This window comes from Nocardioides sp. Leaf285, assembly GCF_001422955.1.
In the GTDB taxonomy this organism is placed as follows: Bacteria; Actinomycetota; Actinomycetes; order Propionibacteriales; family Nocardioidaceae; genus Nocardioides; species Nocardioides kribbensis.
The window spans coordinates 361,639-385,382 of record NZ_LMNH01000003.1 but is presented as its reverse complement, the minus strand read 5'-3'; the positions used below and the strand labels follow the sequence as shown (position 1 = coordinate 385,382).

General features: G+C 74.1%; 23 protein-coding genes. 14 read left to right on the top strand and 9 right to left on the bottom strand.

Annotated elements, in window-relative coordinates; genetic code table 11:
• Positions 1 to 32: 32 nt before the first annotated feature.
• Together ASF47_RS10175 and ASF47_RS10170 are read left to right on the top strand one after the other, a co-directional pair.
• Positions 33 to 653: a hypothetical protein gene (locus ASF47_RS10175; protein WP_056863889.1), complete on the top strand. Its 621-nt coding sequence runs from the start codon at positions 33 to 35 to the stop codon at positions 651 to 653.
• A gap of 63 nt (positions 654 to 716) precedes the next feature.
• Positions 717 to 2,393: a phospho-sugar mutase gene (locus ASF47_RS10170; RefSeq protein ID WP_056863888.1), complete on the top strand. Its 1,677-nt coding sequence runs from the start codon at positions 717 to 719 to the stop codon at positions 2,391 to 2,393.
• Between the two features lie 61 nt (positions 2,394 to 2,454).
• On the opposite strand, the gene ASF47_RS10165 is transcribed toward ASF47_RS10170, so the two are convergent.
• Entirely contained in the window at positions 2,455 to 3,078 is a 624-nt protein-coding gene (locus ASF47_RS10165) for a hypothetical protein (RefSeq protein WP_056863887.1), read from the bottom strand.
• Between the two features lie 180 nt (positions 3,079 to 3,258).
• Between ASF47_RS10165 and ASF47_RS10160 the strand changes: the two genes are divergently transcribed.
• From ASF47_RS10160 to ASF47_RS10120, 9 genes are all read left to right on the top strand, one after another.
• Positions 3,259 to 4,266, top strand: coding sequence for a LacI family DNA-binding transcriptional regulator (locus ASF47_RS10160; RefSeq protein WP_056863886.1), 1,008 nt, complete (start codon positions 3,259 to 3,261; stop codon positions 4,264 to 4,266).
• Positions 4,259 to 5,206: a ribokinase gene (locus ASF47_RS10155; protein WP_056863885.1), complete on the top strand. Its 948-nt coding sequence runs from the start codon at positions 4,259 to 4,261 to the stop codon at positions 5,204 to 5,206. Before ASF47_RS10160 ends, ASF47_RS10155 begins: the two co-directional genes overlap by 8 nt.
• A complete protein-coding gene (gene rbsD / locus ASF47_RS10150) occupies positions 5,196 to 5,600 on the top strand; it encodes a D-ribose pyranase (RefSeq protein ID WP_056863884.1) in 405 nt (134 codons plus the stop codon). The genes ASF47_RS10155 and rbsD overlap by 11 nt, the downstream gene beginning before the upstream one ends.
• 8 nt (positions 5,601 to 5,608) lie before the next feature.
• The gene (locus tag ASF47_RS10145) at positions 5,609 to 7,102 is read left to right on the top strand and encodes a sugar ABC transporter ATP-binding protein (RefSeq protein WP_082500193.1); all 1,494 of its coding nucleotides are present in this window, start codon (positions 5,609 to 5,611) and stop codon (positions 7,100 to 7,102) included.
• Positions 7,099 to 8,094 (top strand): ABC transporter permease, encoded by a 996-nt coding sequence (locus ASF47_RS10140; RefSeq protein WP_082500192.1) that lies wholly within the window; start codon positions 7,099 to 7,101, stop codon positions 8,092 to 8,094. Before ASF47_RS10145 ends, ASF47_RS10140 begins: the two co-directional genes overlap by 4 nt.
• Before the next feature lie 85 nt (positions 8,095 to 8,179).
• On the top strand, positions 8,180 to 9,172 hold the full coding sequence (locus tag ASF47_RS10135) for a substrate-binding domain-containing protein (RefSeq protein ID WP_056863882.1): 993 nt from the start codon (positions 8,180 to 8,182) through the stop codon (positions 9,170 to 9,172).
• Between the two features lie 55 nt (positions 9,173 to 9,227).
• Positions 9,228 to 10,220 carry a deoxyribose-phosphate aldolase gene (gene deoC, locus ASF47_RS10130; protein WP_235558710.1) on the top strand — a complete coding sequence of 331 codons (993 nt, stop codon included), beginning with the start codon at positions 9,228 to 9,230 and terminating at the stop codon, positions 10,218 to 10,220.
• Between the two features lie 4 nt (positions 10,221 to 10,224).
• Positions 10,225 to 11,673 carry an aldehyde dehydrogenase family protein gene (locus ASF47_RS10125; protein WP_056863881.1) on the top strand — a complete coding sequence of 483 codons (1,449 nt, stop codon included), beginning with the start codon at positions 10,225 to 10,227 and terminating at the stop codon, positions 11,671 to 11,673.
• Entirely contained in the window at positions 11,670 to 12,542 is an 873-nt protein-coding gene (locus ASF47_RS10120) for an aldehyde dehydrogenase family protein (protein WP_056863880.1), read from the top strand. The genes ASF47_RS10125 and ASF47_RS10120 overlap by 4 nt, the downstream gene beginning before the upstream one ends.
• Before the next feature lie 103 nt (positions 12,543 to 12,645).
• Here the strand turns inward: ASF47_RS10120 and ASF47_RS10115 are convergent, their stop codons facing one another.
• Positions 12,646 to 13,323, bottom strand: a complete 678-nt coding sequence (locus ASF47_RS10115; RefSeq protein ID WP_056863879.1) for a hypothetical protein — start codon at positions 13,321 to 13,323, stop codon at positions 12,646 to 12,648.
• 69 nt (positions 13,324 to 13,392) lie between these two features.
• Here ASF47_RS10115 and ASF47_RS10110 point away from each other — a divergent pair, with 69 nt between their 5' ends.
• Together ASF47_RS10110 and ASF47_RS10105 are read left to right on the top strand one after the other, a co-directional pair.
• A complete protein-coding gene (locus ASF47_RS10110) occupies positions 13,393 to 14,004 on the top strand; it encodes a hypothetical protein (protein ID WP_056863878.1) in 612 nt (203 codons plus the stop codon).
• A complete protein-coding gene (locus tag ASF47_RS10105; RefSeq protein ID WP_056863877.1) occupies positions 14,001 to 14,567 on the top strand; it encodes a hypothetical protein in 567 nt (188 codons plus the stop codon). The genes ASF47_RS10110 and ASF47_RS10105 overlap by 4 nt, the downstream gene beginning before the upstream one ends.
• On the opposite strand, the gene ASF47_RS10100 is transcribed toward ASF47_RS10105, so the two are convergent.
• The gene (locus ASF47_RS10100; protein WP_056863876.1) at positions 14,540 to 15,646 is read right to left on the bottom strand and encodes an adenosine deaminase; all 1,107 of its coding nucleotides are present in this window, start codon (positions 15,644 to 15,646) and stop codon (positions 14,540 to 14,542) included. The genes ASF47_RS10105 and ASF47_RS10100 overlap by 28 nt on opposite strands.
• A 118-nt stretch (positions 15,647 to 15,764) precedes the next feature.
• Here ASF47_RS10100 and ASF47_RS10095 point away from each other — a divergent pair, with 118 nt between their 5' ends.
• Entirely contained in the window at positions 15,765 to 16,220 is a 456-nt protein-coding gene (locus ASF47_RS10095; protein WP_056863875.1) for a MaoC family dehydratase, read from the top strand.
• Positions 16,221 to 16,236: 16 nt separating this feature from the next.
• On the opposite strand, the gene ASF47_RS10090 is transcribed toward ASF47_RS10095, so the two are convergent.
• From ASF47_RS10090 to ASF47_RS10065, 6 genes are read right to left on the bottom strand one after another with little or no spacing between them, the layout of a single operon-like run.
• On the bottom strand, positions 16,237 to 17,757 hold the full coding sequence (locus ASF47_RS10090) for a fused MFS/spermidine synthase (protein WP_056863874.1): 1,521 nt from the start codon (positions 17,755 to 17,757) through the stop codon (positions 16,237 to 16,239).
• Entirely contained in the window at positions 17,754 to 19,040 is a 1,287-nt protein-coding gene (locus ASF47_RS10085) for a thymidine phosphorylase (RefSeq protein WP_056863873.1), read from the bottom strand. Before ASF47_RS10085 ends, ASF47_RS10090 begins: the two co-directional genes overlap by 4 nt.
• A 56-nt stretch (positions 19,041 to 19,096) precedes the next feature.
• Positions 19,097 to 19,522 (bottom strand): cytidine deaminase, encoded by a 426-nt coding sequence (locus ASF47_RS10080; protein ID WP_056863872.1) that lies wholly within the window; start codon positions 19,520 to 19,522, stop codon positions 19,097 to 19,099.
• 1 nt (position 19,523) lies between these two features.
• Positions 19,524 to 20,852, bottom strand: a complete 1,329-nt coding sequence (locus ASF47_RS10075; RefSeq protein WP_156697848.1) for an ABC transporter permease — start codon at positions 20,850 to 20,852, stop codon at positions 19,524 to 19,526.
• Entirely contained in the window at positions 20,849 to 22,072 is a 1,224-nt protein-coding gene (locus ASF47_RS10070; protein ID WP_082500191.1) for an ABC transporter permease, read from the bottom strand. Before ASF47_RS10070 ends, ASF47_RS10075 begins: the two co-directional genes overlap by 4 nt.
• Entirely contained in the window at positions 22,069 to 23,634 is a 1,566-nt protein-coding gene (locus tag ASF47_RS10065) for an ABC transporter ATP-binding protein (protein ID WP_056863870.1), read from the bottom strand. The genes ASF47_RS10070 and ASF47_RS10065 overlap by 4 nt, the downstream gene beginning before the upstream one ends.
• Positions 23,635 to 23,744 lie beyond the last annotated feature (110 nt).

Genomic DNA, 23,744 nt, shown 5'->3' with positions numbered 1-23,744 from the left:
TTCCCCGCACCGGCGTGGGGCAGCCTCCGGTCGTGCCCCGTCGTCTCCTGGTCGCCCTGCTCTCCGTCCTCGTCGGCGTCACCGCCGCCTGCAGCAGTGGCGGCGGCCAGGACGGGTCGAGCGGGCCCGGCGCTCCCTCCGCGTCCTCGCCGGCCACGCCGACCCCGAGCGACCCGGCGCCCCCCGCCCGCTCGACCGCCCTCGCGCTGGACCGGGGCACGAGCGCCCGGTGCGCGCCCGCCCGGAAGCCCTACGTGGTCTGGGAGTCGTTCCGGGTGAGCGCCCCGGCGACGGTCGAGCGCCTGGTGCTCGAGGGGCTGCAGGGCGTCGAGGTCTCCGGGCAGTCGATCAGTCGCCGCCCGCCCGGGCAGGTGTCCTACACCGGCATGGCAGGCGGCACCGCGCCTCCCCGGAGCGAGCGCGACACCGTGGCGTGGGGCGAGCGGAGCGCCCTGCCCGCGCAGGTGAGGCCCGGCGACTACTACGTCTTCGCACGCGTCTCGCAGCCCCGCCGCGGCGGCGGCTGGGACCGCTTCGGCCTGGAGTTCACCGACGCCGACGGGGTGGCGGGCAGCGTGACGCGCGCCTGGGCCACCGGCTTCCGGGCGGCGTCGGACCCGGTGCCGGCGCCGGGTGGTCGCTGCGGCTCCTGAGCGCTCGCGGCGCCGGACCGGCCCGGCTAGGACCGCCGGTCGCCACGCACTAGCGTCAGCCCCATGACCCGCCCCGACCTCGCCACGCTGCTCGACCTCGCCCGCGCCTGGACCGCCGACGACCCCGACCCGGCCACCCGGGCCGAGCTGGACGCGGTCGTGGCGGCGGCCGAGGCGGGCGACGCGGCGGCGCAGGGCGACCTGGCCGACCGCTTCGACGGCACGCTGGAGTTCGGCACGGCCGGCCTGCGCGGCGCCCTGGGTGCGGGGCCCCGCCGGATGAACCGCGTGGTGGTGACGCGGGCGGCCGCCGGTCTCGCGGCGTACCTCCGGGGGACGGGGGCGCGCGGCGGCGTGGTGATCGGCTACGACGCGCGGCACAACAGCGACGTCTTCGCGCGCGACACCGCCGAGGTGATGACCGGCGCCGGCTTCGAGGCCCACCTGCTGCCCGCCCCCCTGCCGACACCCGTGCTCGCCTACGCCATCCGCGAGCTCGGCTGCGCCGCCGGCGTGATGGTCACCGCCAGCCACAACCCGCCCGAGGACAACGGCTACAAGGTCTACCTCGGCGACGGCAGCCAGATCGTCGCCCCCGTCGACGCCGCCATCGCCGCGCAGATCGCCGCGGTCGGCCGGGTCGCCGACGTGCCCCGCGGTCGCCCCGGGCGGGTGCTGGGCGAGGAGGTCGTCGACCGCTACCTCGACACCACCGCCGCCCTCGTGGCCGACGGGCCGCGCGACCTCGACATCGTCTACACCCCCCTGCACGGCGTCGGCGGCACCTCGGTCGCCGCGGTGCTGGAGACGGCCGGCTTCGCGGCCCCCCGCGTGGTGGAGCAGCAGGAGCAGCCCGACCCCGACTTCCCCACCGTCGCCTTCCCCAACCCCGAGGAGCCGGGCGCCATGGACCTGGCCATGGAGCTGGCCGCCCGCGTCGACGCCGACCTCGTGGTCGCCAACGACCCCGACGCCGACCGCTGCGCCGCGGCCGTGCCGACCCCGCAGGGCTGGCGCATGCTGCGCGGCGACGAGGTCGGTGCCCTGCTCGCCGACCACCTGCTGCGCTCGGGCCGCGAAGGCACCTACGCCACCTCCCTCGTCTCCTCCAGCCTGCTCGGCACCATGGCCGCTGCCGCCGGCCAGCCCTACGTCGAGACCCTCACCGGCTTCAAGTGGATCGGTCGCGTCGACGGCCTCGCCTTCGGCTACGAGGAGGCGCTCGGCTACTGCTGCGACCCCGAGCACGTGCGCGACAAGGACGGCGTCTCGGCGCTCCTGCTGCTGTGCGACATCGCCGCCGGGGCCAAGGCCGAGGGCCGCACGCTGCTGGACCTGCTCGACGACATCGCGCGCCGCCACGGCCTGCACGCCACCGACCAGCTCTCGGTGCGCGTCGAGGACCTCGGCGTCATCACCCGGGCGATGCAGACGCTGCGCTCCACCCCGCCGACCGTGCTCGGCGGCCTCGCGGTGGAGGCGGTCGACGACCTCGCCGCTCCGCCCGCCGGCGGCCTTCCGCCCACCGAGGGTCTCCGCTACCGCCTCGCCGAGGGCGCGCGCGTGGTCGTGCGCCCCAGCGGCACCGAGCCCAAGCTCAAGTGCTACCTCGAGGTGGTCGTGCCCGTGGAGGCCGGCCCTGACGACGACGTGGCCGATGCCGTCGCGGCCGCCCGCATCGTCGCCGCGGGACGCCTCGACGCCGTCCGCACCGACCTCGCGGCCGCCGCGGGGCTGTAGGCCCCGGCCGGGGCCCGGCGCTGCGCGACGAGGTCGCACGGGCAGGGTCCTACGAGCAGGGTCACACGAGCAGGGTCACCACGAGGGCGACGGCGAGCACCACGACGACGCCCACCCAGGGCCAGCTTGTGGTGCGCCGGGCCTCGCCGAGCAGCGCCTCCTGCTCGGGCGAGCGGGCCGCCACCCCGCGCGCCAGACGGGCCTGCTCGGCCAGGTGGCGCAGCCGCTGCTCGACGAAGTCGGCCTGGTCGACGCCCTTGCCCGCGGGCGCGGTGACCTCGCTGAGCCAGCTGCTGGGGCGACCTCCCCGACGGGCCGCACGTGCCTCGCCGATGAGCTGGCGCGAGCTGCGCGCGATGGTCGGGGAGACGAAGCGGCGCTCACCGGCGAAGACGGCCAGGACGTGGCGCACGACCACGCTGGTGACCGCGGCCAGCGGCACCCGCTCGGTGCGCACGAGGTGGCGCAGCACCAGCACGTCGCCCTCGACCCAGACGGCCGGGCGCAGCATGACCAGCCACACCACGACCTCGAACAGCGCGACGCCCACGACGAGGGCCGGGCCCAGCCCGCCGTACACGCCGGCCAGGACGAGGACGGCCGGACCGATGGCGAGACCGAGGTAGCCGGTGAACCTGCCGTTGCTGGGCGGGAAGCGCTGGACCTCGACGCTCTCGTCGACCACGTGACTCTCCTCCACCCGTGCTGACCGGCTCCAGCGACGCTCGTCGCCCACGCACCCATCCCATCATCCAGGGCCAGGGCGAAGCACCCGCGGCCCGACGGGCAGCAGCCCTTGACAGTGACGACGGTCACTCACTAAGTTCTGCAATCGATATCAGTAATCGATTACAGGAGGTGGGCCGTGGCCAACATCCAGGACGTCGCGCGCCACGCCGGTGTGTCGACCGCCACCGTCTCCCGCTTCCTGGCCGGGGAGCACGTGCGCAGCCACGACGCCGTGGCCGCGGCGGTCGAGGCCCTGGACTACCGCCCCAGCCGCACCGCCCGTGGCCTGCGGATGGGAAGGCACCTCGCCGTCGGCGTGGTCGTGCCCGACATCACCAACCCCTTCTTCGCCGCGGTGACCCGCGGCGTGGAGGAGGTGATCACCCCCGCGGGCCTCCAGGTCGTCATCGCCAACAGCGGTGAGAGCGTGGCCCGCGAGGCCGAGCTGGTCGGCGACCTCGAGCGTCGGGTCGACGGCATCGTGCTCGCCCCTGCCACCGAGACCGACGTGGTGCCGAGCCGGCTCGCGGCCTCCGGCACACCCGTGGTCTTCGTCGACCGCGTCGTCACCAGCGGCAGCGACGTGGACTCCGTCGAGGTCGACAACGCTGCCGGTGCCCGGCTCGCGGCCGAGCACCTGCTCGGCCTCGGCCACCGCGCCATCGCCGTGATCAGCGGGCCGCAGACCTGCACGCCGGGCCGCGAGCGCCACGAGGTCTTCCTCGCCGTGCTCGCCGAGCACGGGGTCGTGCCCGCGGCCGACCACGTCGAGATCGCCGACTTCACCGAGGCGGGCGGGTCCGCGGCCATGCACCGTCTCCTCGAGCGACCCGACCGGCCCACCGCCGTCTTCGTCGCCAACAACCTCATGGTCGTCGGCGCCCTCAAGGCCATCCGTCTGCGCGGGCTGCGCCTCCCCGACGCCCTCTCGGTCGTCGGCTTCGACGACCTCGACCTGGGCGCTCTCCTCGATCCCCCGCTGACCGTGGTCGACCGACCCACCGTCGCCCAGGGCGCGGCGGCCGGACGCCTGATGCTGGCCCGCCTCGAGCACCCCGACCAGCCCCGAGCCTCGCTCACCCTCCCCGTCGAGCTCGTCGTGCGCGGCTCGACCGCCGCCCCACCCAGGAGCCCCCATGCGTGACAGCGTCCTCGTCGTCGGCAGCATCACCGCCGACCTCACCACCTTCGCGAGCCGACACCCCGAGCCCGGGGAGACCCTGCTCGGCTCCGACTTCGGCCTCGTGCTCGGCGGCAAGGGCGCCAACCAGGCCCTCGCCGCCCGGCGGGCCGGAGCCCCGACGACGATGGTCGGCTGCGTGGGCGACGACCTCTTCCGCTCCGTCGTCCTGGAGGGCCTGCACGCCGAGGACGTCGACACCTCCCTCGTCCGCACCGTGTCCGGTCCCACGGGGATCGCCCACATCCGCGTCGACGGCGCCGGGGAGAACAACATCGTGATGGTGCCCCTGGCCAACGCCGCGCTCGGCCCCGCCGAGGTCGAGGCAGCCGTGCGCGCCGCCGCGCCGCGCGCGTCGGTGCTCCTGCTGCAGCTCGAGATCCCCCTGGAGTCGGCGGTCCACGCCGCCCGGGTCGCGCGGTCCCTCGACATGACGGTCGTCCTCGACCCCGCCCCGGCCGCCGCCCTCCCCGAGGAGGCGTGGGCCCTGGCCGACGTCGTGACCCCCAACGAGTCGGAAGCCGCACGCCTCACCGGCACCACGGTCACCGACACCGCGAGCGCCGCCACGGCGGGCGCCTGGTTCGTGGAGCGCGGCGCCGGGCGGGCGGTGATCACCCTGGGCGGCCAGGGAGCCGTCGTGGTCGAGGCCGGCGGCACGACCGCGCACGCCCCCTTCCCGGCCGATCCGGTCGACACCACTGCCGCCGGCGACGCCTTCGCCGGCGCCCTCGGCGCCTCACTTGCCCGCGGTCTGGCCTGGGCCGACGCGCTGCAGCGCGCCATGGCCGCAGGTGCCCTCGCGGTCGGCGTGCGGGGTGCCAGCCCCAGCCTCCCCACCGCAGCCATGGTCGACGCGCTCCTCGCGCGTCACCCCCGACAGGAGACCCACCGTGCGTCGTAACCGCGCCACCCTCAACGCCCAGCTCAGCCGCGTCGTCTCCGAGATCGGCCACACCGACCTCCTCGCCGTCACCGACGCCGGCCTGCCCATCCCCGCCCACGTCGAGCGCGTCGACCTGGCCCTGGCCGAGGGCGTGCCGTCGTTCCTCGCCGTCCTCGACGTCGTGCTGGCCGAGCTCGAGGTGGAGGGGGCCACGGTGCCCGCCGAGATCGCGTCGCACTCCCCCGCGATGCTCGCCGAGCTGCGGAGCCGCCTCGCCGAGCGCGGCGTCGAGCTGACCCTCGTGCCCCACGTGGAGTTCAAGGCCCTCTCGCACGGCGCCCGCGCGGCGGTCCGCTCCGGCGAGTTCACCCCCTACGCCAACGTGCTGCTGCACGCGGGCGTCGTCTACTGAGGTCCGCCGTGCGACTCGAGCTGCACCAGATCCACCAGAGCTTCGGCGACAACGCCGTCCTCAAGGGCGTCGACCTCACCGTGGAGCCCGGTCGGGTGACCGCCCTCGTCGGGGAGAACGGCGCGGGCAAGTCGACCCTCACCCGGGTCATCTCCGGCGTCCACCAGCCCGACGGCGGACGCCTGGTCGTCGACGGCCACGAGGCGGCCTTCCACGGACCCCAGGACGCGATGGCCCGCGGCATCCGGGTCATCTACCAGGAGTTCCGGCAGAACCTCTTCCCCCACCTCGACATCGCCTCCAACCTCTTCGTGCTCGACCCGACGGCCCGCTTCGGACGCTTCCCCGTGCGCCGCGCCGCGCGGCGGCGGGCAGCGCGGGAGATCCTGGACCGTGTCGGCCTCGACGTCGACCCCTCCCGCCTGGTCTCCTCCCTCGGTGTCGCCGAGCAGCAGCAGCTGGTCATCGCCAAGGCGATGAGCGAGGACGTCCGGCTGCTGATCCTCGACGAGCCGACGGCGGCCCTCGACGACGCCGAGTCGGAGCTGCTGTTCACCCAGGTCGCGCGACTGCGGGACCAGGGGGTCGCCCTCGTCTACATCAGCCACCGGCTGAAGGAGGTCTTCGCCCTCGCCGACGAGGTGGTCGTCCTGCGCGACGGCCAGGTGGCGCTGGCGGCGGCGCCGGCCGAGACCTCCGAGGCCGAGGTGGTGACCGCGATGGCCGGTCGCAGCGTGGAGGACCTCTACCCGCGGCACTCGGACCCGACCGAGCGCCCTCGACTCGAGCTGTCCGGGTTCAGCGCGTCGGGCCTGGTGGCCGACCTCGACCTGGTCGTGCACGAGGGCGAGGTGGTCGGCATCGGCGGCGTAGCCGGGTCGGGCAAGGGCGAGATCCCGCGTGGCCTGTTCGGACTCGCCTCGACGGTCGACGGCGAGGTCCGCATCGACGGTGAGGTCGTCGAGCTCTCGAGCCCGCGGCGGGCCATCGCGGCCGGCGTCGCCTACGTCAGCCCCGACCGGCAGGCCGAGGGGCTGCTGCTCCAGCAGTCGGTCGGTGCCAACATCTCCCTCGCCTCGCTGCCCGACCTGGCCCCCCGCGGCGTCGTGCGCCGCGGCGAGGAGCGACGGGTCGCCGGCGACATGGTCACGCGCCTGGGCATCCGCACCCGCTCGGTCGACACCGAGGTCGGCGACCTGTCGGGGGGCAACCAGCAGAAGGTGCTCTTCGCCCGCTGGCTGCGGCGCCGCCCGCGCGTCCTCCTGCTCGACGAGCCGACGCGGGGGGTCGACGTCGCCGCGAAGGCCGACATCTACCGCCTCATCGACGAGCAGACCCGCGAGGGCACCGCGATCCTCCTCGTCTCCTCCGACCTGCCCGAGCTCGTCGCCATGTGCGACCGCGTGATCGTCGTGCGGCACGGCCGCGCCGTCGCCGAGCTCAGTGGACCCGCCCTGACCGAGGAGTCCGTCCTCGCCCACGCCCTGGAGAGTGCCTCATGATCGACAAGCTCGGACCCCTCGGACGCGAGCTGCGCGCCATCTGGATGCTGCTGTTCGTGGCGGTGCTGCTCTTCATCGCCACCCCCGACTTCCTGGTCACCGCGAACCTGCTCAACGTGCTGCTCGCGGCCACCGTCACCGCACTGCTGGGGGCGGGCCAGACCTTCGTCATCATCCAGGGCGAGATCGACCTCTCCGTGGGCGCAGTGCTCGGCCTCTCCGGGGTGACCACGGCGCTGGTCCTGCAGGACCACTCGCTCGTGGTCGGCCTCGGCGCGGGTCTCCTCGTCGGCTGCGTCGCCGGGCTGGTCAACGGCCTGCTCGTCACCAAGACCCGGATGCCCTCGTTCATCGCCACCCTGGCGATGATGTCGGTGGTCGCCGGCCTCACCCTGCGCATCACCGAGGGCAACCCCGTGGCCGTGGCCGACGAGGGCTTCCGCGCGATCGGGCGCGCCAAGCCGCTCGGCGTGCCGCTGCCCATCCTCATCATGCTCGTCGTCTTCGTCGTCTTCGGCCTGCTGCTCTCGCGCAGCCGCTTCGGCCGCTACGTCTACGCGGTGGGTGACAACCCGGAGGCCGCACGGTTGTCCGGCATCCCCGTCGACCGGGTCAAGATCTCCGCCTTCGTCATCAGCGGCCTGCTCGCCGCCATCGGCGGCTTCATCCTCACGGCCCGGCTCAGCACGGCCCAGCCGACGGCTGGCAGCGGGTTGGAGCTCGCCGCGATCGCCGCGGTCATCATCGGCGGCACGAGCCTGGCGGGGGGTCGCGGCGCCCTCGTCGGCACGGCGATCGGCGCCGTGCTGCTCGGCACCATCGACAACGGACTGAACCTGCTCGACGTCTCGCCCTTCCTCCAGGACGTCGTCAAGGGGCTCGTCATCCTCTTCGCCGTCTACCTCGACCGCAACGGCGAGGTCCTGCGCCGCCTGGTGCGCCGCGCCACCCCGACACGACGCCGCGACCCGGCCCCGACCCCGGTCGGCTAGCCCGCCGGCCCGCACACCCTGCACGACACGTCTCCACCCACGCACCGCCCACCCACGCACCGCCCACCCAGATCGGAGCACCACCATGCGACTGTCCCCGCGACCCACCCTGCGGACCACCACCCTCGCGCTCCTCGCCACCAGCACCCTGCTGCTCGCCGGCTGCGGCCGCGGGGAGGAGGCGGCCGCCGACGACCAGACCGCCACGCTCGTCATGAGCACGCTGAACAACCCGTTCTTCGTGTCGGTCGCCGACGGCGCCGAGGCGGGCGCGCAGGAGCTCGGCATCGACCTCAGCGTGCAGAACGCCAACAACAGCGACCAGGCCGCCCTCGACCTCACGGTCGACGCCGTGGGCCGCACGCCCGACGTCCTCATCATCGACCCGGTGAGCAGCCAGGGCGGCACGGCCATGGTCGAGCAGGCCAACGACGCGGGCGTGCCCGTCATGGCCTTCGACCGCGCCCCCGACGGCGGTGACCTGGAGACCTTCATCGGCTACGACGCGGTCCAGGCGGGCAAGGCCGGCGCCGACGCGCTGGCCGAGGCCGTCGGTGAGAAGGGCACGGTCGTCGAGATCCAGGGCATCATGGGCACCAACGTGGCCCAGGAGCGCAGCCAGGGCTTCCAGGAGCAGATCGCGACCTATCCCGGCATCGAGGTCGTGGCCACCCAGGCCGCGGAGTTCGACCGGGGCACCGCCCTCGACGTCATGACCAACGTGCTCCAGGCCAACCCCGACATCGACGGTGTGTACGCCGCCAACGACGAGATGGCCCTCGGCGTGGTCGCCGCCCTGGAGAGCCGGGGGCTGGCGGGCACGGTGCAGGTGGTCGGCAACGACGGCATCGCCGACGCCCTGGAGGCGGTCGGGGCCGGCACCATGTACGCCACGCACGCGGAGTCGCCGTACTCGCTGGGCAAGGAGGTCATGAAGATCGCCGCAGCCATCGCCGACGGCGAGGAGCCCGGTGAGACGAAGGTGCTCGAAGGCACGCTCGTCACGAAGGCGGACGTCGCCGACTTCTGTGCCACGCTTGAGGACCTCGGCGACACCGACACGTGCGCCGCTCTGTGATCACCGTCCCCTCGCCGGACCGCCCGGCAGCAGCACCCGAAAGGCATCTCACGTCGTGACAGTCTCAGTGCCCGCGTCGGGCCAGGCTCTCCGCACCAGCGGCGACCTGGCCGACGTGGCCTCCACGGACGCGTCCCTGCGCCGTTTCCTCCACGGGCTCCCCGGTGTCGACCAGGTCGGCGCCGAGGCCCGGGCCGCGTCGCTGGCGACGCGCTCGATCAAGACCACGGCCAAGGAGCACGCGCTCGACCTGGCCATCCGCATGGTCGACCTCACCACCCTCGAGGGCTCCGACACCCACGGCAAGGTGCGCGCGCTGGCCGCCAAGGCCGTGCGCCCCGACCCCGCCGACCCGGCGTGCCCGTCGGCGGCCGCGGTGTGCGTCTACCCCGACATGGTCGCCACCGCCAAGGAGACCCTCGGCGACAGCGGCGTGCACGTGGCCGCCGTGGCCACCGCCTTCCCGAGCGGTCGCGCGGCCCTCGACATCAAGCTCGCCGACACCCGCGACGCGGTCGAGGCCGGCGCCGACGAGATCGACATGGTCATCGACCGCGGGGCCTTCCTCTCCGGCCGCTACCTCCAGGTCTTCGAGGAGATCGTGGCCGTGCGCGAGGCCTGCGCCCGCGCCGACGGCGAGGACGCCCACCTCAAGGTGATCTTCGAGACCGGCGAGCTGCAGACCTACGACAACGTCCGCCGGGTCTCCTGGCTGGCCATGCTGGCCGGCGCCCACTTCATCAAGACCTCGACCGGCAAGGTGCAGCCCGCCGCCACCCTGCCGGTGACGCTGGTGATGCTGGAGGCCGTGCGCGACTTCCGCCGCCAAACCGGCCAGATGGTCGGGGTGAAGCCCGCGGGCGGCATCCGCACCAGCAAGGACGCGATCAAGTACCTCGTGATGGTCAACGAGGTCGCCGGCGCCGACTGGCTCGACCCGGACTGGTTCCGCTTCGGCGCCTCGACGCTCCTCAACGACCTGCTCATGCAGCGCACCAAGCTGCGCACCGGCCGCTACTCCGGCCCCGACTACTTCACCCTGGACTGATCCCATGACACCCAGCAGCCCCTTCGACTACGCCCCGGCGCCCGAGTCGCGCGCCGTCGTGGACATCAAGGCGACCTACGGCCTCTTCGTCGGCGGAGAGTTCGTCGACGGCCACGGCACGCCCTTCAAGACCGTCGACCCCGCCACCGAAGAGGTCCTCGCCGAGGTCGCCGAGGCCAGCGACGCCGACGTCGACGCCGCGGTCAAGGCCGCCCGCAAGGCCCACGAGCGCGTGTGGGGCCGGATGCCCGGCCGCGAGCGCGCCAAGTACCTCTACCGCATCGCGCGGATCATCCAGGAGCGCAGCCGCGAGCTGGCCGTGCTGGAGACCATCGACAACGGCAAGCCGATCAAGGAGTCGCGCGACGTCGACGTGCCGACGGTCGCCGCGCACTTCTTCTACTACGCCGGCTGGGCCGACAAGCTCGAGCACGCGGGCTACGGCACGACCCCGCTCGGCGTCGCCGGCCAGGTCATCCCGTGGAACTTCCCGCTGCTGATGCTGGCGTGGAAGGTCGCGCCCGCCCTGGCCTGCGGCAACACCGTGGTGCTGAAGCCGGCCGAGACGACGCCGCTGACCGCGCTGCTCTTCGCCGAGATCTGCCAGCAGGCCGACCTGCCCGCGGGCGTCGTCAACATCGTCACCGGCGCGGGCGCCACCGGCCAGGCCCTCGTGGCCCACCCCGGCGTCGACAAGGTCGCCTTCACCGGCTCGACCGCGGTCGGCAAGGCCATCGCCCGCACGGTCGCCGGCACCTCCAAGAAGGTCACGCTCGAGCTGGGCGGCAAGGCGGCCAACATCGTCTTCGACGACGCCCCCGTCGACCAGGCCGTCGAGGGCATCGTCACCGGCATCTTCTTCAACCAGGGCCACGTCTGCTGCGCCGGCTCGCGGCTGCTGGTGCAGGAGTCGATCGCCGAGGAGGTCCTCGACCGCCTGCGCGAGCGGATGTCGACCCTGCGCCTGGGCGACCCGCTCGACAAGAACACCGACATCGGCGCGATCAACTCCGCCGCCCAGCTCGCCCGCATCCGCGAGCTGGCCGACGTCGGCGAGCAGGAGGTCTCCGGCGAGCGCTGGTCGCCGGCCTGCGAGCTGCCCGAGCGGGGCTTCTGGTTCCCCCCGACGGTCTTCACCGGGGTGACCCAGGCCCACCGCATCGCCCGCGAGGAGATCTTCGGCCCCGTGCTGTCGGTGCTGACCTTCCGCACCCCCTCCGAGGCGGTCGAGAAGGCCAACAACACCCCCTTCGGCCTCTCCGCCGGCATCTGGTCGGAGAAGGGCTCGCGCATCCTGGAGATCGCCAGCCGGCTGCGCGCCGGCGTGGTGTGGGCCAACACGTTCAACAAGTTCGACCCCACCAGCCCCTTCGGCGGCTACCAGGAGTCCGGCTACGGGCGCGAGGGCGGCCGTCACGGCCTCGCGGCCTACCTCGAGGGAGGACAGCGATGAGCGACCGCATCGACGTGCGCAAGACCTACAAGCTCTACGTCGGGGGCGCCTTCCCCCGCTCGGAGTCCGGCTACACCTACGAGGTCACCGACGCGAAGGGAGCCTTCGTGGCCAACGCCGCCCTCGCCTCGCGCAAGGACGCCCGCGACGCCGTCGTCGCCGCCCGCAAGGCCTTCGGTCCCTGGTCGGGCCGCACGGCCTACAACCGCGCCCAGGTGCTCTACCGCGTCGCCGAGGTGCTCGAGGACCGTCGCCCGCAGTTCGTGCAGGCCGTCGTGCAGTCCGAGGGCCTGTCGGCGAGCAAGGCCGAGCGCGTGGTCGACGAGTCCGTCGACCGGCTGGTCTGGTACGCCGGCTGGGCCGACAAGATCACCCAGGTGGTCGGCGGCGCCAACCCCGTCGCCGGGCCGTTCTTCAACCTCACCACCCCCGAGGCCACCGGCGTCGTCGCCGTCCTCGCCCCCGAGCGGTCCTCGCTGCTCGGGCTGGTCACCGCGATCGCGCCGGTCGTGGTCACGGGCAACACCGCGGTCGTCGTGTCGTCGTACTCCCGCCCGCTGGCGGCGGTGACCCTCGCCGAGGTGCTCGCCACCTCCGACGTGCCCGGCGGCGTGGTCAACGTGCTGACCGGGTCGGCCGCGACCCTCGGCCCGTGGCTGGCCTCGCACATGGACGTCAACGCCCTCGACCTGCTCGGCACCGCGGGCCAGACCGAGCTGGCGCGCGACCTGGAGGTGGCCGCGGCCGACAACCTCAAGCGCGTGCGTCGCGCCCCGGCGGCCGAGCCCGACTTCACCCGCGAGCCCGGGCTCGACACCATGACCGACTTCCTGGAGCTCAAGACGGTCTGGCACCCGATGGGCGTCTGACCCGAGTCACGCACCCCGACAGCAGCGACATCGACGACGCCCCCGGCCCACGGCCGGGGGCGTCGTCGCGTGCGGGCTCGCGGAGGAGGCTCTCCTGGCGGGGTCAGTCCGCGGCGGCCAGGGCGCTGCGGGTGGCGGTGACCACGTCGGCGACGGCCTGCCGCGCGGCGACCGGGTCGACCGGGCGCGCGGCGGTGAGGGTTACCCGCACGACGGCGCTGCCCTCGCGGAACCACACCCGCGAGACGCCCGTCGGGTCGTCGCCGTCGAGCAGGGTGCCGCAGGCCTCGAGGTCGGCGGGGAGGCCGACGACCGGCGACTCCACCGTCTCGCCGCGCGAGCGCATCAGCGCGCACGCCTCGTCCCAGGTGCGCTGGGCGGCCTCCTCGTCGCTCTCGGGGGCCGCCGACCCGGTGTCGGTCGAGGGCGAGCCGGAGACGTCCGTGGCGGGCCCCGCGGAGGACCCGGTGGAGCCGGACTCCTCGGGCTCCTCCTCGACGACGACCGGCACGCTGAGGACCCCGATCGAGCCGACGTCGTAGGCGCGCAGGCGACAGCCGCCGGCCACGAGGTCGCCGGTCGCCTCGACACCCGGCGCCTGCCAGTCGAGGCTGCGCAGCAGGGAGGTGTCGAGCACCTGTCCGCAGACGCGCGGGGAGACGTCGGGCGGGTCGGCGACGGGGGCCTCTCCCCCGCCGGCGACGGCTGTCGCCGTCACGACCACGACCGCGCCCGCCACGAAACCCGCCGCGACGCCGAGCGCGGTCCTCTTCTCCACCATGGGGCCCTCCTGCCCGCCGGGCCCGCCCCCGAAACACCGACGCCCCGCGCCAGGCGGCACAATGGGCCGGTGCGTGCCCGGGTGATCGTCCTCGCCGGCCCCTCCGGGTCGGGCAAGTCGCGACTCGCGGAGCGGATCGGGCTGCCCGTGCTGCGCCTCGACGACTTCTACAAGTCCGGGGGCGACCCCACGCTCCCGCGGATCACCGAGGGCGCCAACGCCGGCATCGTCGACTGGGACCACCCCGACTCCTGGCTGCCCGAGGACGCCCTCGAGGCGATGGTCGCGCTGTGCCGCGACGGGCGCGCGGAGGTGCCGGTCTACGACATCGCCCACGACGGTCGCACCGGCACCCGGCTGCTCGACCTCGGCGGCGGCGACCTCGTCCTCGCCGAGGGCATCTTCGCCCAGGACGTCGTGGGCCCGGCCCGCGAGGCGGGGATCCTCGGGGCGGCGCTGTGCATCCGTCGCTCGGCCGCGCTCACCTTCTGGCTGCGCCTGACCCGCGACCTGCGCGAGCACCGCAAGCCACCGCTGGTGCTGGTGCGCCGGGGCCTCGCCCTGGCCCGCGCGCAGCGCGGTGTGGTGGCCGACGCCGTGGCCAAGGGCTGCCGCCCGGTCTCCCCCGACGAGGCCGTGGCCGTGGTCGACGCCCTGCGGGCCGGGGCGCCGGCGCCGTGACCGGCGGCGCCCCGCTGCCCTTCGGGCCCGCGCTGCGCCAGCCCGACCAGCGCTCCTGCGGCGCGGCGGTGGTGGTCGTGGCGCGCATGCTGGACGACGCGGCGTACGCCGAGCGCGCCCTGCCCCGCTTCGGCGCGGAGGTGCTGGCCGCCCACCGACGGCTGACCGGGGCGCGGGACGCGACCGGTGCCCTGCAGGCGCCGTGGCCGCGCGCCGTCGGCACTCCCCCGTGGGCCGTCGCCCGCGCGCTGCCCCGCGGCCCCCACGGGGTGCGCCGGGCCCGCGGCCGCTTCGAGGACCTGCTGCGCGCGGTCGGCCACGGCCCGGCCGCGCTCTACGTGGGCGACCGGTGGCTGCCGCGCCACGTGCTGCTCGCGGTGGGACGCGACGGCGACGGGCCCGCGGCCCGCCTGGGGGTCTACGACCCCGGGTCCGGCACGGTGCGCACCCTGACCCGCGACGCCTACGCCGACGGCGCACTCCCCCTCGGCCGCTGGCGGCGACCCTGGTTCGCGGTGCTGCCGACGCGGTCGGCTCAGGCCTCGGCGGCCAGCGCGGCGTAACCGGGCTTGACCACGCCGTCGATGATCGCGAGGCGCTCGTCGAAGGGCAGGAAGGCCGACTTCATCGCGTTGACGGTGAACCACTGCAGGTCGTCGAGCCCGTAGCCGAAGGCGTCGACCAGCGAGGCCATCTCCGCGGTCATCGACGTGCGGCTCATCAGCCGGTTGTCGGTGTTGACGGTGACCCGGAAGCGCAGGTCGGTGAGCAGCTTGATCGGGTGCTCGGCGATCGAGGCCGCCGCGCCGGTCTGCACGTTGGAGGCCGGGCACATCTCCAGCGGGATCCGCTGATCGCGCACGTAGGAGGCCAGCCGGCCCAGGGTGACCGAGCCGTCGTCGGCGACGGCGATGTCGTCGACGATGCGCACGCCGTGGCCGAGCCGGTCGGCGCCGCACCACTGGATCGCCTCCCAGATCGACGGCAGCCCGAAGGCCTCGCCGGCGTGGATGGTGAAGTGGGCGTTCTCGCGCTGGAGGTACTCGAAGGCGTCGAGGTGGCGGGTGGGAGGGAAGCCCGCCTCGGCCCCGGCGATGTCGAAGCCGGCGACACCGCGGTCGCGCCAGGCGATGGCGAGCTCGGCGATCTCCATCGACCGGGCCTGGTGGCGCATCGCGGTGAGCAGCTGGCGCACGACGATGCGCCCGCCGGTGGCGGCGACACCCTGCGCGAAGCCCTCGGCCACCGCCGCGACGACCTCGTCGAGGGTGAGCCCGGCGTCGACGTGCTGCTCGGGGGCGTAGCGGACCTCGGCGTAGACCACGCCGTCGGCGGCCAGGTCCTCGACGCACTCCCGCGCGACCCGGGTGATCGCGGGGCCGTGCTGCATGACCGCGACCGTGTGGTCGAAGGTCTCGAGGTAGCGCACCAGCGACCCGGAGTCGGCCGACTCGGCGAACCACGCCCCGAGCGCCTCCGCGGAGTCGGCGGGCAGCGCGTGGCCGACCTCGGCGGCCAGCTCGAGGATGGTCTGGGGGCGCAGACCACCGTCGAGGTGGTCGTGCAGCAGCACCTTGGGCGCGCGCCGCACCTGGTCGTGGGTGGGCGTGGGGCGGGCGGTCGGTGCGGTCGGTGCGGTCACCCCCCGATCCTCCCGCACCGCCACCCGCGACCGGAGCGCCGGGTGGCGCGCTAGGGTCCCCAGACGGTGTCCGGTCGCGGCCGGCGCCACGACCGCCACCCGCCACGAGAGGCCCCCCATGCGCACCTTCAGCACCTTCGACGAGCTCTCCGCCGCCGCCGGCGAGGAGCTCGGCACCAGCGACTGGGTCGAGATCGACCAGGCGCGCGTCGACACCTTCGCCGACGCCACCGGCGACCACCAGTGGATCCACGTCGACGTCGAGCGCTCGGCCGAGGGCCCGTTCGGTGGCACCATCGCCCACGGCTACCTCACGCTCTCGCTGATCCCGTGGCTCGGGTCCTCGGTCTTCGCCCTCGAGACCCCCGGGGCCAAGCTCAACTACGGCGTCAACAAGGTCCGCTTCCCGAACCCGCTCCGCGTGGGCAAGCGGGTGCGCCTGACGGTCACCATGGGCGAGGTCACCGACCTCCCGGCCGGCAAGCAGATCACGCTGCGCCACGTCGTCGAGATCGAGGACGAGCCCAAGCCGGCCTGCGTGGCCGAGACCGTCGTCCTCCTGCTCGAGGGCTGAGCCCGCGCGGCGGCGCTCAGGCGCTGCCGTACGGCGTGAGCAGCTGGTCGACCGGGGCGAAGGCGTCGGTGAGCACCTCGGCGTCGCCGGTGAAGGCGTCGAGGTCGGCGTCGGCGCGCACCTCCCACGTCAGGTCGCGGCCCTCCAGGCCGGCCGCCAGCGCCGCGAGGTCGAGGAGCCGGTCGGAGCCGACGACCACGACGTTGCCGCCCGCGGTGCCGGCGAAGGCCGCCGGCCGGGCGAGCACGGCGACGTGGTCGAAGACCTCCCGCAGCGTCGCCGTCTCGGCCCGCACGAAGGCCAGCGGGCCGTGGTCGATCAGGTTCATGACGTAGACGCCGTCGGACCGCAGCACGCGGTGCACGTCGTCGACGGCCTCGACCGTCGTGAGGTGCCACGGCACGGAGACCCCTCCGAAGGCATCGCCCACCACGAGGTCGCGGCTGTCGTCGGCGAGCCGGTCGAGGCCCAGGCGCCCGTCCTCGACACGCACCTCGAGGTCGGGGCCGGTCTCGAGCCCGAGCCGGTCGCGGTCGACCTCGATCACCCCCGCGTCGATCTCGGAGACCACGCTCGAGGTGCCGGGCCTGACCTCGGCGAGGTAGCGCGGCAGCGTCAGCCCGCCGCCGCCGAGGTGGAAGGCCTCGAGCGCCTCGCCGGCGGGGAAGGCGGTGTCGACGACCGTGGCCGCGGCCTGCACGTACTCGAAGTCGAGGTAGGTCGGGTCGGAGAGGTCGACGTAGGAGTTGCGCACCCCGTCGAGCACCAGCACCCGTCCGTCGGGACGCTCGGGGTCGTCCTCGACGACCGCGCAGTGGTAGGTCGTCTCCACGTCGCAGCCGCCGGGGGCCACCGCGGCGCCGAGTCCCGCGGCGCCGACCAGCACGAGGGCGGCCGCGCCGGCGCGCCAGCCGCGCACGCGCCAGTCGGCCGCGACCCCCGCGAGCACGAGCAGCACGCCGAGACCCACCAGGATCGTGCTGACCGGCACCGTCGAGACCAGCACGAACCCGGTCACGACCGTGCCGGCGATGGACCCGGCGGTGCCGAGCCCGGAGAGCCGGCCCACGACCGTGCCGGTCTCGGCCAGGGTCGTCAGCCGCAGCTTGGTCACCATCGGCGTCACCGCCGCCAGCAGGGCGCCGGGCACGAGGATGGTCAGCGTCGCGGTCGGCAGCAGCAGTCCGCCCGAGTCGAGTTCGGCGGCGCTGCGCACCAGCAGGGGGGTCAGCGCCACGACCACCCCCGAGACGGCCAGCAGCGCGCCGAGGGTGCGCCGGGGGTCCACGACGTCGGCGGCGCGACCGCCCGCCCAGGAGCCGAGGGCGATCGCGGCGAGCGCGATCCCGATGACCACGGTGTTGGTCTCGAGGGTGAGCCCGAGGTAGGGCGCCAGCAGCCGCAGCGCCACCAGCTCGACCACGAGCACGGCCGCCGAGGAGCCGAAGACCAGCGCGCCCGCGGCGCGCGGGCCCAGGCCCGTGGCCGGGGTGCCGGCAGCGGTCCCAGCGGGGGTGCCGGCGGGGTCGGGGGTCATCCCACGCGGTCGATGACGATCGGGCCGACGGCGACCTCGGTGCCGGCGGGCACGACGTCGTAGCCGCCCTCCAGCGAGGCCAGGGCGCGCTCGAAGCGGGCCGGCTCGTCGGTGTGCAGCGTGAGGAGCGGCTCGCCCGCGCGCACGGCGTCGCCCGGGCGGGCGTGCCACACGACCCCGGCGCCGGCCTGCACCGGGTCCTCCTTGCGGGCACGGCCCGCACCCAGGCGCCACGCGGCCATGCCCACGGCCATCGCGTCGAGGCGGCTGAGGACACCGTCGGCCGGGGCGGTGACGACGTGCTGCTCGCGGGCCACCGGCAGCGTGGCGTCGGGGTCGCCGCCCTGGGCGGCGACCATGGCCCGCCAGGCGTCCATGGCCGACCCGTCGGCGAGCCGGTCGGCGGGGTCGACGTCGGTGACGCCGGCCGCGGTGAGCATCTCGCGGGCCAGCGCGACGGTGAGCTCGACGACGTCGGCGGGTCCGCCACCGGCGAGGACCTCCACCGACTCCTCCACCTCGAGGGCGTTTCCGGCGGTCAGGCCGAGCGGGGTCGACATGTCGGTGAGCAGGGCGACCGTGCGCACGCCGGCGTCGGTGCCGAGGGCGACCATCGTCTCCGCCAGCTCGCGGGCCCGGTCGACGGACTTCATGAACGCCCCGGTGCCGACCTTGACGTCGAGCACCAGGGCGCCGGTGCCCTCGGCGATCTTCTTGCTCATGATCGAGGAGGCGATGAGCGGGATCGCCTCGACCGTGCCGGTGACGTCGCGCAGGGCGTAGAGCTTCTTGTCGGCCGGGGCGAGCCCGTCGCCGGCGGCGCAGATGACCGCGCCGACCGACTCCAGCTGGGCCATCATCTCCTCGTTCGACAGCGCCGCGCGCCAGCCGGGGATCGACTCGAGCTTGTCGAGGGTGCCGCCGGTGTGACCCAGGCCGCGACCCGAGAGCTGCGGCACCGCCACGCCGCAGGCGGCGACGAGCGGGGCGAGCGGGAGGGTGATCTTGTCGCCCACGCCACCGGTGGAGTGCTTGTCGGCGGTGGGCCGCGAGAGCGAGGAGAAGTCCATGCGCTCCCCCGACGCGATCATCGCGGCGGTCCAGCGGGCGATCTCGGCGCGGTCCATGCCGTTGAGCAGGATCGCCATCGCCAGCGCCGACATCTGCTCGTCGGCGACCTCGCCGCGGGTGTAGGCGTCGACGACCCAGTCGACCTGGCTGTCGCTGAGGCGCTGGCCGTCGCGCTTGGTCGTGATGACCTCGACCGCGTCGTGCTTGCTCACGTGGGGCTCCTTGTCGACGGCTCCGTCGCCGTCACCGTTGGGCTGGGACCGGCACCCTAGGACAGGTCGTCGGGTCCGAAGGCATCCGGCAGGACCTCGGCCATCGTGCGCAGCCCGGAGACGGTCCACAGCTGCAGCTCACGACCGCCGTTCTCGAACAGCAGCTGGCGGCAGCGGCCGCACGGCATGATGACCGCGCCGTCGCCGTTGACGCACACGAAGTGCGTCAGCCGGCCCCCGCCGGTCAGGTGCAGCTGGCCCACGAGGCCGCACTCCGCGCACAGCGTCACGCCGTACGCCGCGTTCTCGACGTTGCAGCCGGCCACGGTGCGCCCGTCGTCGACCCGCGCCGCCGCGCCCACCGCGAAGCGGGAGTAGGGGGCGTAGGCGTGCGTCGCCGCCTCGACCGCGACGGCCCGCAGGGCCGCCCAGTCGAACCCGTCCGGGGAGTCCGGGGAGTCCGGGACGTCGGGGGCGGCCACGTCAGGCCTTCACGAACGGCTCGCCGTCGGCGGCGGGTGGTCGCACCCGTCCGACGAAGCCGGCCACGACGATGACGGTGGCGAGGTAGGGCAGGGCGCCGATCAGGTCGCCGGGGATCCGGTCGACCAGGCTCAGCTGGGTGCCGAGGTTGCGCATGAACCCGAAGAACACCGCGGCCAGCGCGGCCCAGACCGGGTGCCAGCGACCCATGATGACCGCGGCGAGGGCGATGAAGCCCGTGCCGGCCGACATCTCCTTGTCGAAGGCCCCGGAGCTGCCGACGGTGTAGTAGGCGCCGCCGAGCCCGGCCAGCAGGCCGCCGAAGAGCACCGCCTGCCAGCGCAGCCGGTTGACCTTGATGCCCACGGTGTCGGCGGCCTTGGGGTGCTCGCCGACCGCGCGCACCCGCAGGCCCCAGCGGGTCTGGAAGAGCAGCAGCGCGACGACCACGACCGCGGCGTAGGTGAGGTAGACCAGGATCGTCTGCTCGAAGAGCGCCTGGCCGATCACCGGGATGTCGCTGAGCACGGGCACGGCCAGCGGCTCGAGCGGGTCGGGGTTGTTGAGGCGACCGGTGCTCTCGCTGGGGATCTGGCCCAGCAGGAAGCCGGTCAGGCCGGTGGCGAAGGCGACGATGACGACGCCGAGCACGACCTGGTTGACCTGGTAGCGCAGCGCGAAGAGACCCAGGATCGCCGAGACGAGCATGCCGGCGAGCGCGCCGCCGAGCAGGCCGAAGGGCGCGCACAGCCACAGCGGGATGAAGGCCAGCGACGACAGCGCGATGCTGGCGAAGAGCGAGGCCGAGAAGGCGCCGGCGAGGAACTGGCCCTCGATGGCGATGTTGATGACGCCGGCCCGCTCGCACACCACGCCGGCCAGTGCGCCGAGCACCAGCGGGGTGGCGATGCTGATCGTGCCGGGGATCGGGTTGGAGATCGAGGCCTGGAACCCCTCGCCCTGGTCGGCGAAGGCCCACGCCATGAAGGCGACGTAGAACGACAGCCCGACCAGGACGTAGAGCAGGAGCCCGGGTCCGCCGCGGGGCACGCGGTTGAGGGCGGCGAGCACGACGCCGGCCAGGGCGAGCACCAGGGCCACCCAGTTCACCAGGGAGCCGTCGAGGGAGCGCGGCTGGCTGTCGGCCGAGCGCTGGGCCTCGAGCAGGTAGGTGACCGAGAAGCTGTCGGTGGTGAGCCGGAAGAGCAGCACCATCGCGGCGGCCAGGGCGAAGACCACCACCAGCCGCACCTGACGGCGCACGTCGGCCCGGTCGCGCACCTGCTCCTCGGGGGCCTCGCTGCGTGCGGGGGCGTCGACGACGCTCATCCTCCCCATCCCTTCGCCTCGACGCTGGAGCCCTGCCCGCGTCCCTTGATCCGGAAGATGCCGCGCACCAGGGCCGGTGCTGCGACGAACAGCACGATGAGCGCCTGGAGCACCTGCGAGAGCTCCGGGGCGATGCCGGCGGCGCCCTGCATCGACAGGCCTCCGGCCGAGAGCGCCCCGAAGAGCAGACCGGCCAGGACCGTGCCGACGGGGGTGGCCCGGCCCAGCAGGGCGACGGTGATGGCGTCGAAGCCCACGGTGCCGGCGACCTGGTCGGTCACCGAGTTCTGCTGGCCCAGCACCGTCATCGTGACCGCCAGCCCGGCCAGCACGCCGGCCAGCGTCATCGCGGTGACGTAGACGCGGGGAACGCTCATGCCGGCGGTGCGGGCGGCGTCGGGGTTGGCGCCGACGGCGCGCATCTCGAAGCCCAGCGTGCTGCGCTCCAGCAGCCACCACACGACGAGGGCGGCCAGCACGGCCAGCACGATCCCGAGGTGCAGGTTGCCGATCGCGGGGAAGGTCGCGCTGTCGTCGACCGGCGGGGAGAGCTTGTTGTCGCTGTTGGGGCGCTGGAAGGCCTCGAGACCGAGGAAGTAGAGCACCACGAAGCGGGCGACGTTGTTGAGCATGATCGTGGTGATCACCTCGTGCGCGCCGGTGCGGGCCTTGAGCAGCCCGATCACCCCGCCCCACAGCGCGCCGGCCACCAGCGCCGCGAGCAGCGCCACGAGCGCGTGCAGCCCGGTGGGCAGGTCCCAGGTGAAGCCGACGTAGCCCGCGGCGAGGCCCGCGACCAGCATCTGGCCCTGGGCGCCGATGTTGAACAGCCCGGCGCGGAAGGCCAGGCTCACGCCCAGGCCGGCGCAGATGAGCGGGGCGGCGCGGTTGAGGGTGCGGGTGAGGGCGTCGGCGCCGCCGAGCGAGCCGTTGACCAGCGCGGCGTAGCCGTCGCCGACCGCCTCGCCGGCGAAGCGGAAGAAGTCCCAGGGATAGCTGAAGAAGTACGGCAGCGAGCCCAGCACGCGCTCGGTGGAGAACACGATGAGCACCGCGCCGACCACGAGCGCGAGCACGACGGCCAGCACGCTGTCGACGACGGTCGGCACGAAGGCGGAGGCGTCCAAGCGCCGGCGCGGCGCCGCGGCGGCCTCGTGGGGGTCGACCCGGTCGGGGTCGACGACGGGCGGGGCGGCGGGGCCCTTCTGCGGGTCGCTCATGCCGCTCCTCCCCCGGTGCCGTGGGTGCCGGCACCGGTGGCGCCGGTGGCCCCGGTCTGGTCGGTGTCCGTGGCGCCGGCCATCATCAGGCCGATCTCCTCTCGGGGGATGTCGGGGGTGACGGTGCCGACGATGCGGCCGTCGTACATGACCGCGATCCGGTCGGAGAGCGCGAAGACCTCGTCGAGCTCGGTCGACACGATGATCACCGCCGTGCCCTTGTCGCGCTCCTCGACGATGCGCTTGTGGATGAACTCGATGGAGCCGACGTCGACGCCGCGGGTGGGCTGGGAGGCGATGAGCACCTTGAGCGGGCGGGAGAACTCCCGGGCCACGACGACCTTCTGCTGGTTGCCGCCCGAGAGCGCGCTGACGGGGGTCTCCATGGTCTCGGTGCGGATGTCGAACTCCTCGATGCGCTGGCGGGCGTTGGCCTCGATGGCGCCCAGGCGCAGCGCGGGGCCGCTGGCGAACTGCTCGCTGCGGAAGAGGTCGAGCACGAGGTTCTCGCGCACGCTGAAGGAGCCGACGTAGCCGTCGTGGGAGCGGTCCTCGGGCACGTAGCCGATGCCGTCCTCCAGGCTCTGGCGCGGGCCGTGGCGGCTGATGTCGCGCCCGTCGAGCCAGATCTCGCCGGCGTCGGGGCGCACGAGCCCGAGCAGCGACTTGATCAGCTCGGTCTGCCCGTTGCCCTGCACGCCGGCGATGCCGAGCACCTCACCGGCGCGGGCGACGAAGGAGACGTCCTTGACGACCTGGTGGCCGCGGGGGTCGATGACGGTGACGTTGCGGGCCTCCAGCACCGGCTCGCCGACCGCGGCGGCGGCCTTGTCGACGACCAGCTGCACGGAGCGGCCGACCATCATCTCGGCCAGCTCGGCCTCGCTGGCGGTGGGCTCGGCGGTGCCGACGACCTTGCCGCGGCGGATCACGCTGATCCGGTCGCCGACGGCGCGGACCTCGCGCAGCTTGTGGGTGATGAAGATGATCGAGGTGCCCTGGGCGCGCAGCTCGCGCATGATGCCCATGAGCTCGTCGATCTCCTGCGGGGTCAGCACCGCGGTCGGCTCGTCGAGGATGAGCACCTTGGCCTCGTTGGCCAGCGCCTTGATGATCTCGACGCGCTGCTGCACGCCGACGGGGAGGTCCTCCACGAGGGCCTCGGGGTCGACGGCGAGCCGGTAGCGCTCGGAGAGCTCGCGCACCAGCCGTGAGGCGGCCTTGCGGTCGAGCACGCCGAGGCCGCGGGTGCGCTCGCGCCCGAGCATGACGTTCTCGGCGACGGTGAAGGGCGGCACGAGCATGAAGTGCTGGTGCACCATGCCGATGCCGGCGGCGATGGCGTCGGCCGGCGAGGCGAAGGCCACCGGCTCCCCGTCGACCAGGATCTCGCCCTCGGAGGGGTCGAGCAGGCCGTAGAGCATGTTCATCAGCGTGGACTTGCCGGCGCCGTTCTCGCCGAGCAGGCAGTGGATCTCACCGGGCCTGATCGTGAGGTCGATGCCGTCGTTGGCGGTGAAGGAGCCGAACCGCCTGGTCAGGCCCCTGATCTCGAGTTCCATCTACTCCCTCACGACGTACGTCGGCCGCTCCCCCGAGATGGCCGGGGGACGACCCTAGACCCGACAGGTCGGGGCGGGGTCCCCGCCCCGACCTGTCGGAGGTGCTGCTG

Coding starts and splice junctions, on each gene's coding strand:
- ASF47_RS10170 (WP_056863888.1), top strand. CDS start 717: ATGACCCGCCCCGACCTCGCCACGCTGCTCGACCTCGCCCGCGCCTGG.
- ASF47_RS10155 (WP_056863885.1), top strand. CDS start 4,259: ATGCGTGACAGCGTCCTCGTCGTCGGCAGCATCACCGCCGACCTCACC.
- ASF47_RS10140 (WP_082500192.1), top strand. CDS start 7,099: ATGATCGACAAGCTCGGACCCCTCGGACGCGAGCTGCGCGCCATCTGG.
- ASF47_RS10135 (WP_056863882.1), top strand. CDS start 8,180: ATGCGACTGTCCCCGCGACCCACCCTGCGGACCACCACCCTCGCGCTC.
- ASF47_RS10125 (WP_056863881.1), top strand. CDS start 10,225: ATGACACCCAGCAGCCCCTTCGACTACGCCCCGGCGCCCGAGTCGCGC.
- ASF47_RS10120 (WP_056863880.1), top strand. CDS start 11,670: ATGAGCGACCGCATCGACGTGCGCAAGACCTACAAGCTCTACGTCGGG.
- ASF47_RS10115 (WP_056863879.1), bottom strand. CDS start 13,323: ATGGTGGAGAAGAGGACCGCGCTCGGCGTCGCGGCGGGTTTCGTGGCG.
- ASF47_RS10095 (WP_056863875.1), top strand. CDS start 15,765: ATGCGCACCTTCAGCACCTTCGACGAGCTCTCCGCCGCCGCCGGCGAG.
- ASF47_RS10090 (WP_056863874.1), bottom strand. CDS start 17,757: ATGACCCCCGACCCCGCCGGCACCCCCGCTGGGACCGCTGCCGGCACC.
- ASF47_RS10075 (WP_156697848.1), bottom strand. CDS start 20,852: ATGAGCGTCGTCGACGCCCCCGCACGCAGCGAGGCCCCCGAGGAGCAG.
- ASF47_RS10070 (WP_082500191.1), bottom strand. CDS start 22,072: ATGAGCGACCCGCAGAAGGGCCCCGCCGCCCCGCCCGTCGTCGACCCC.
- ASF47_RS10065 (WP_056863870.1), bottom strand. CDS start 23,634: ATGGAACTCGAGATCAGGGGCCTGACCAGGCGGTTCGGCTCCTTCACC.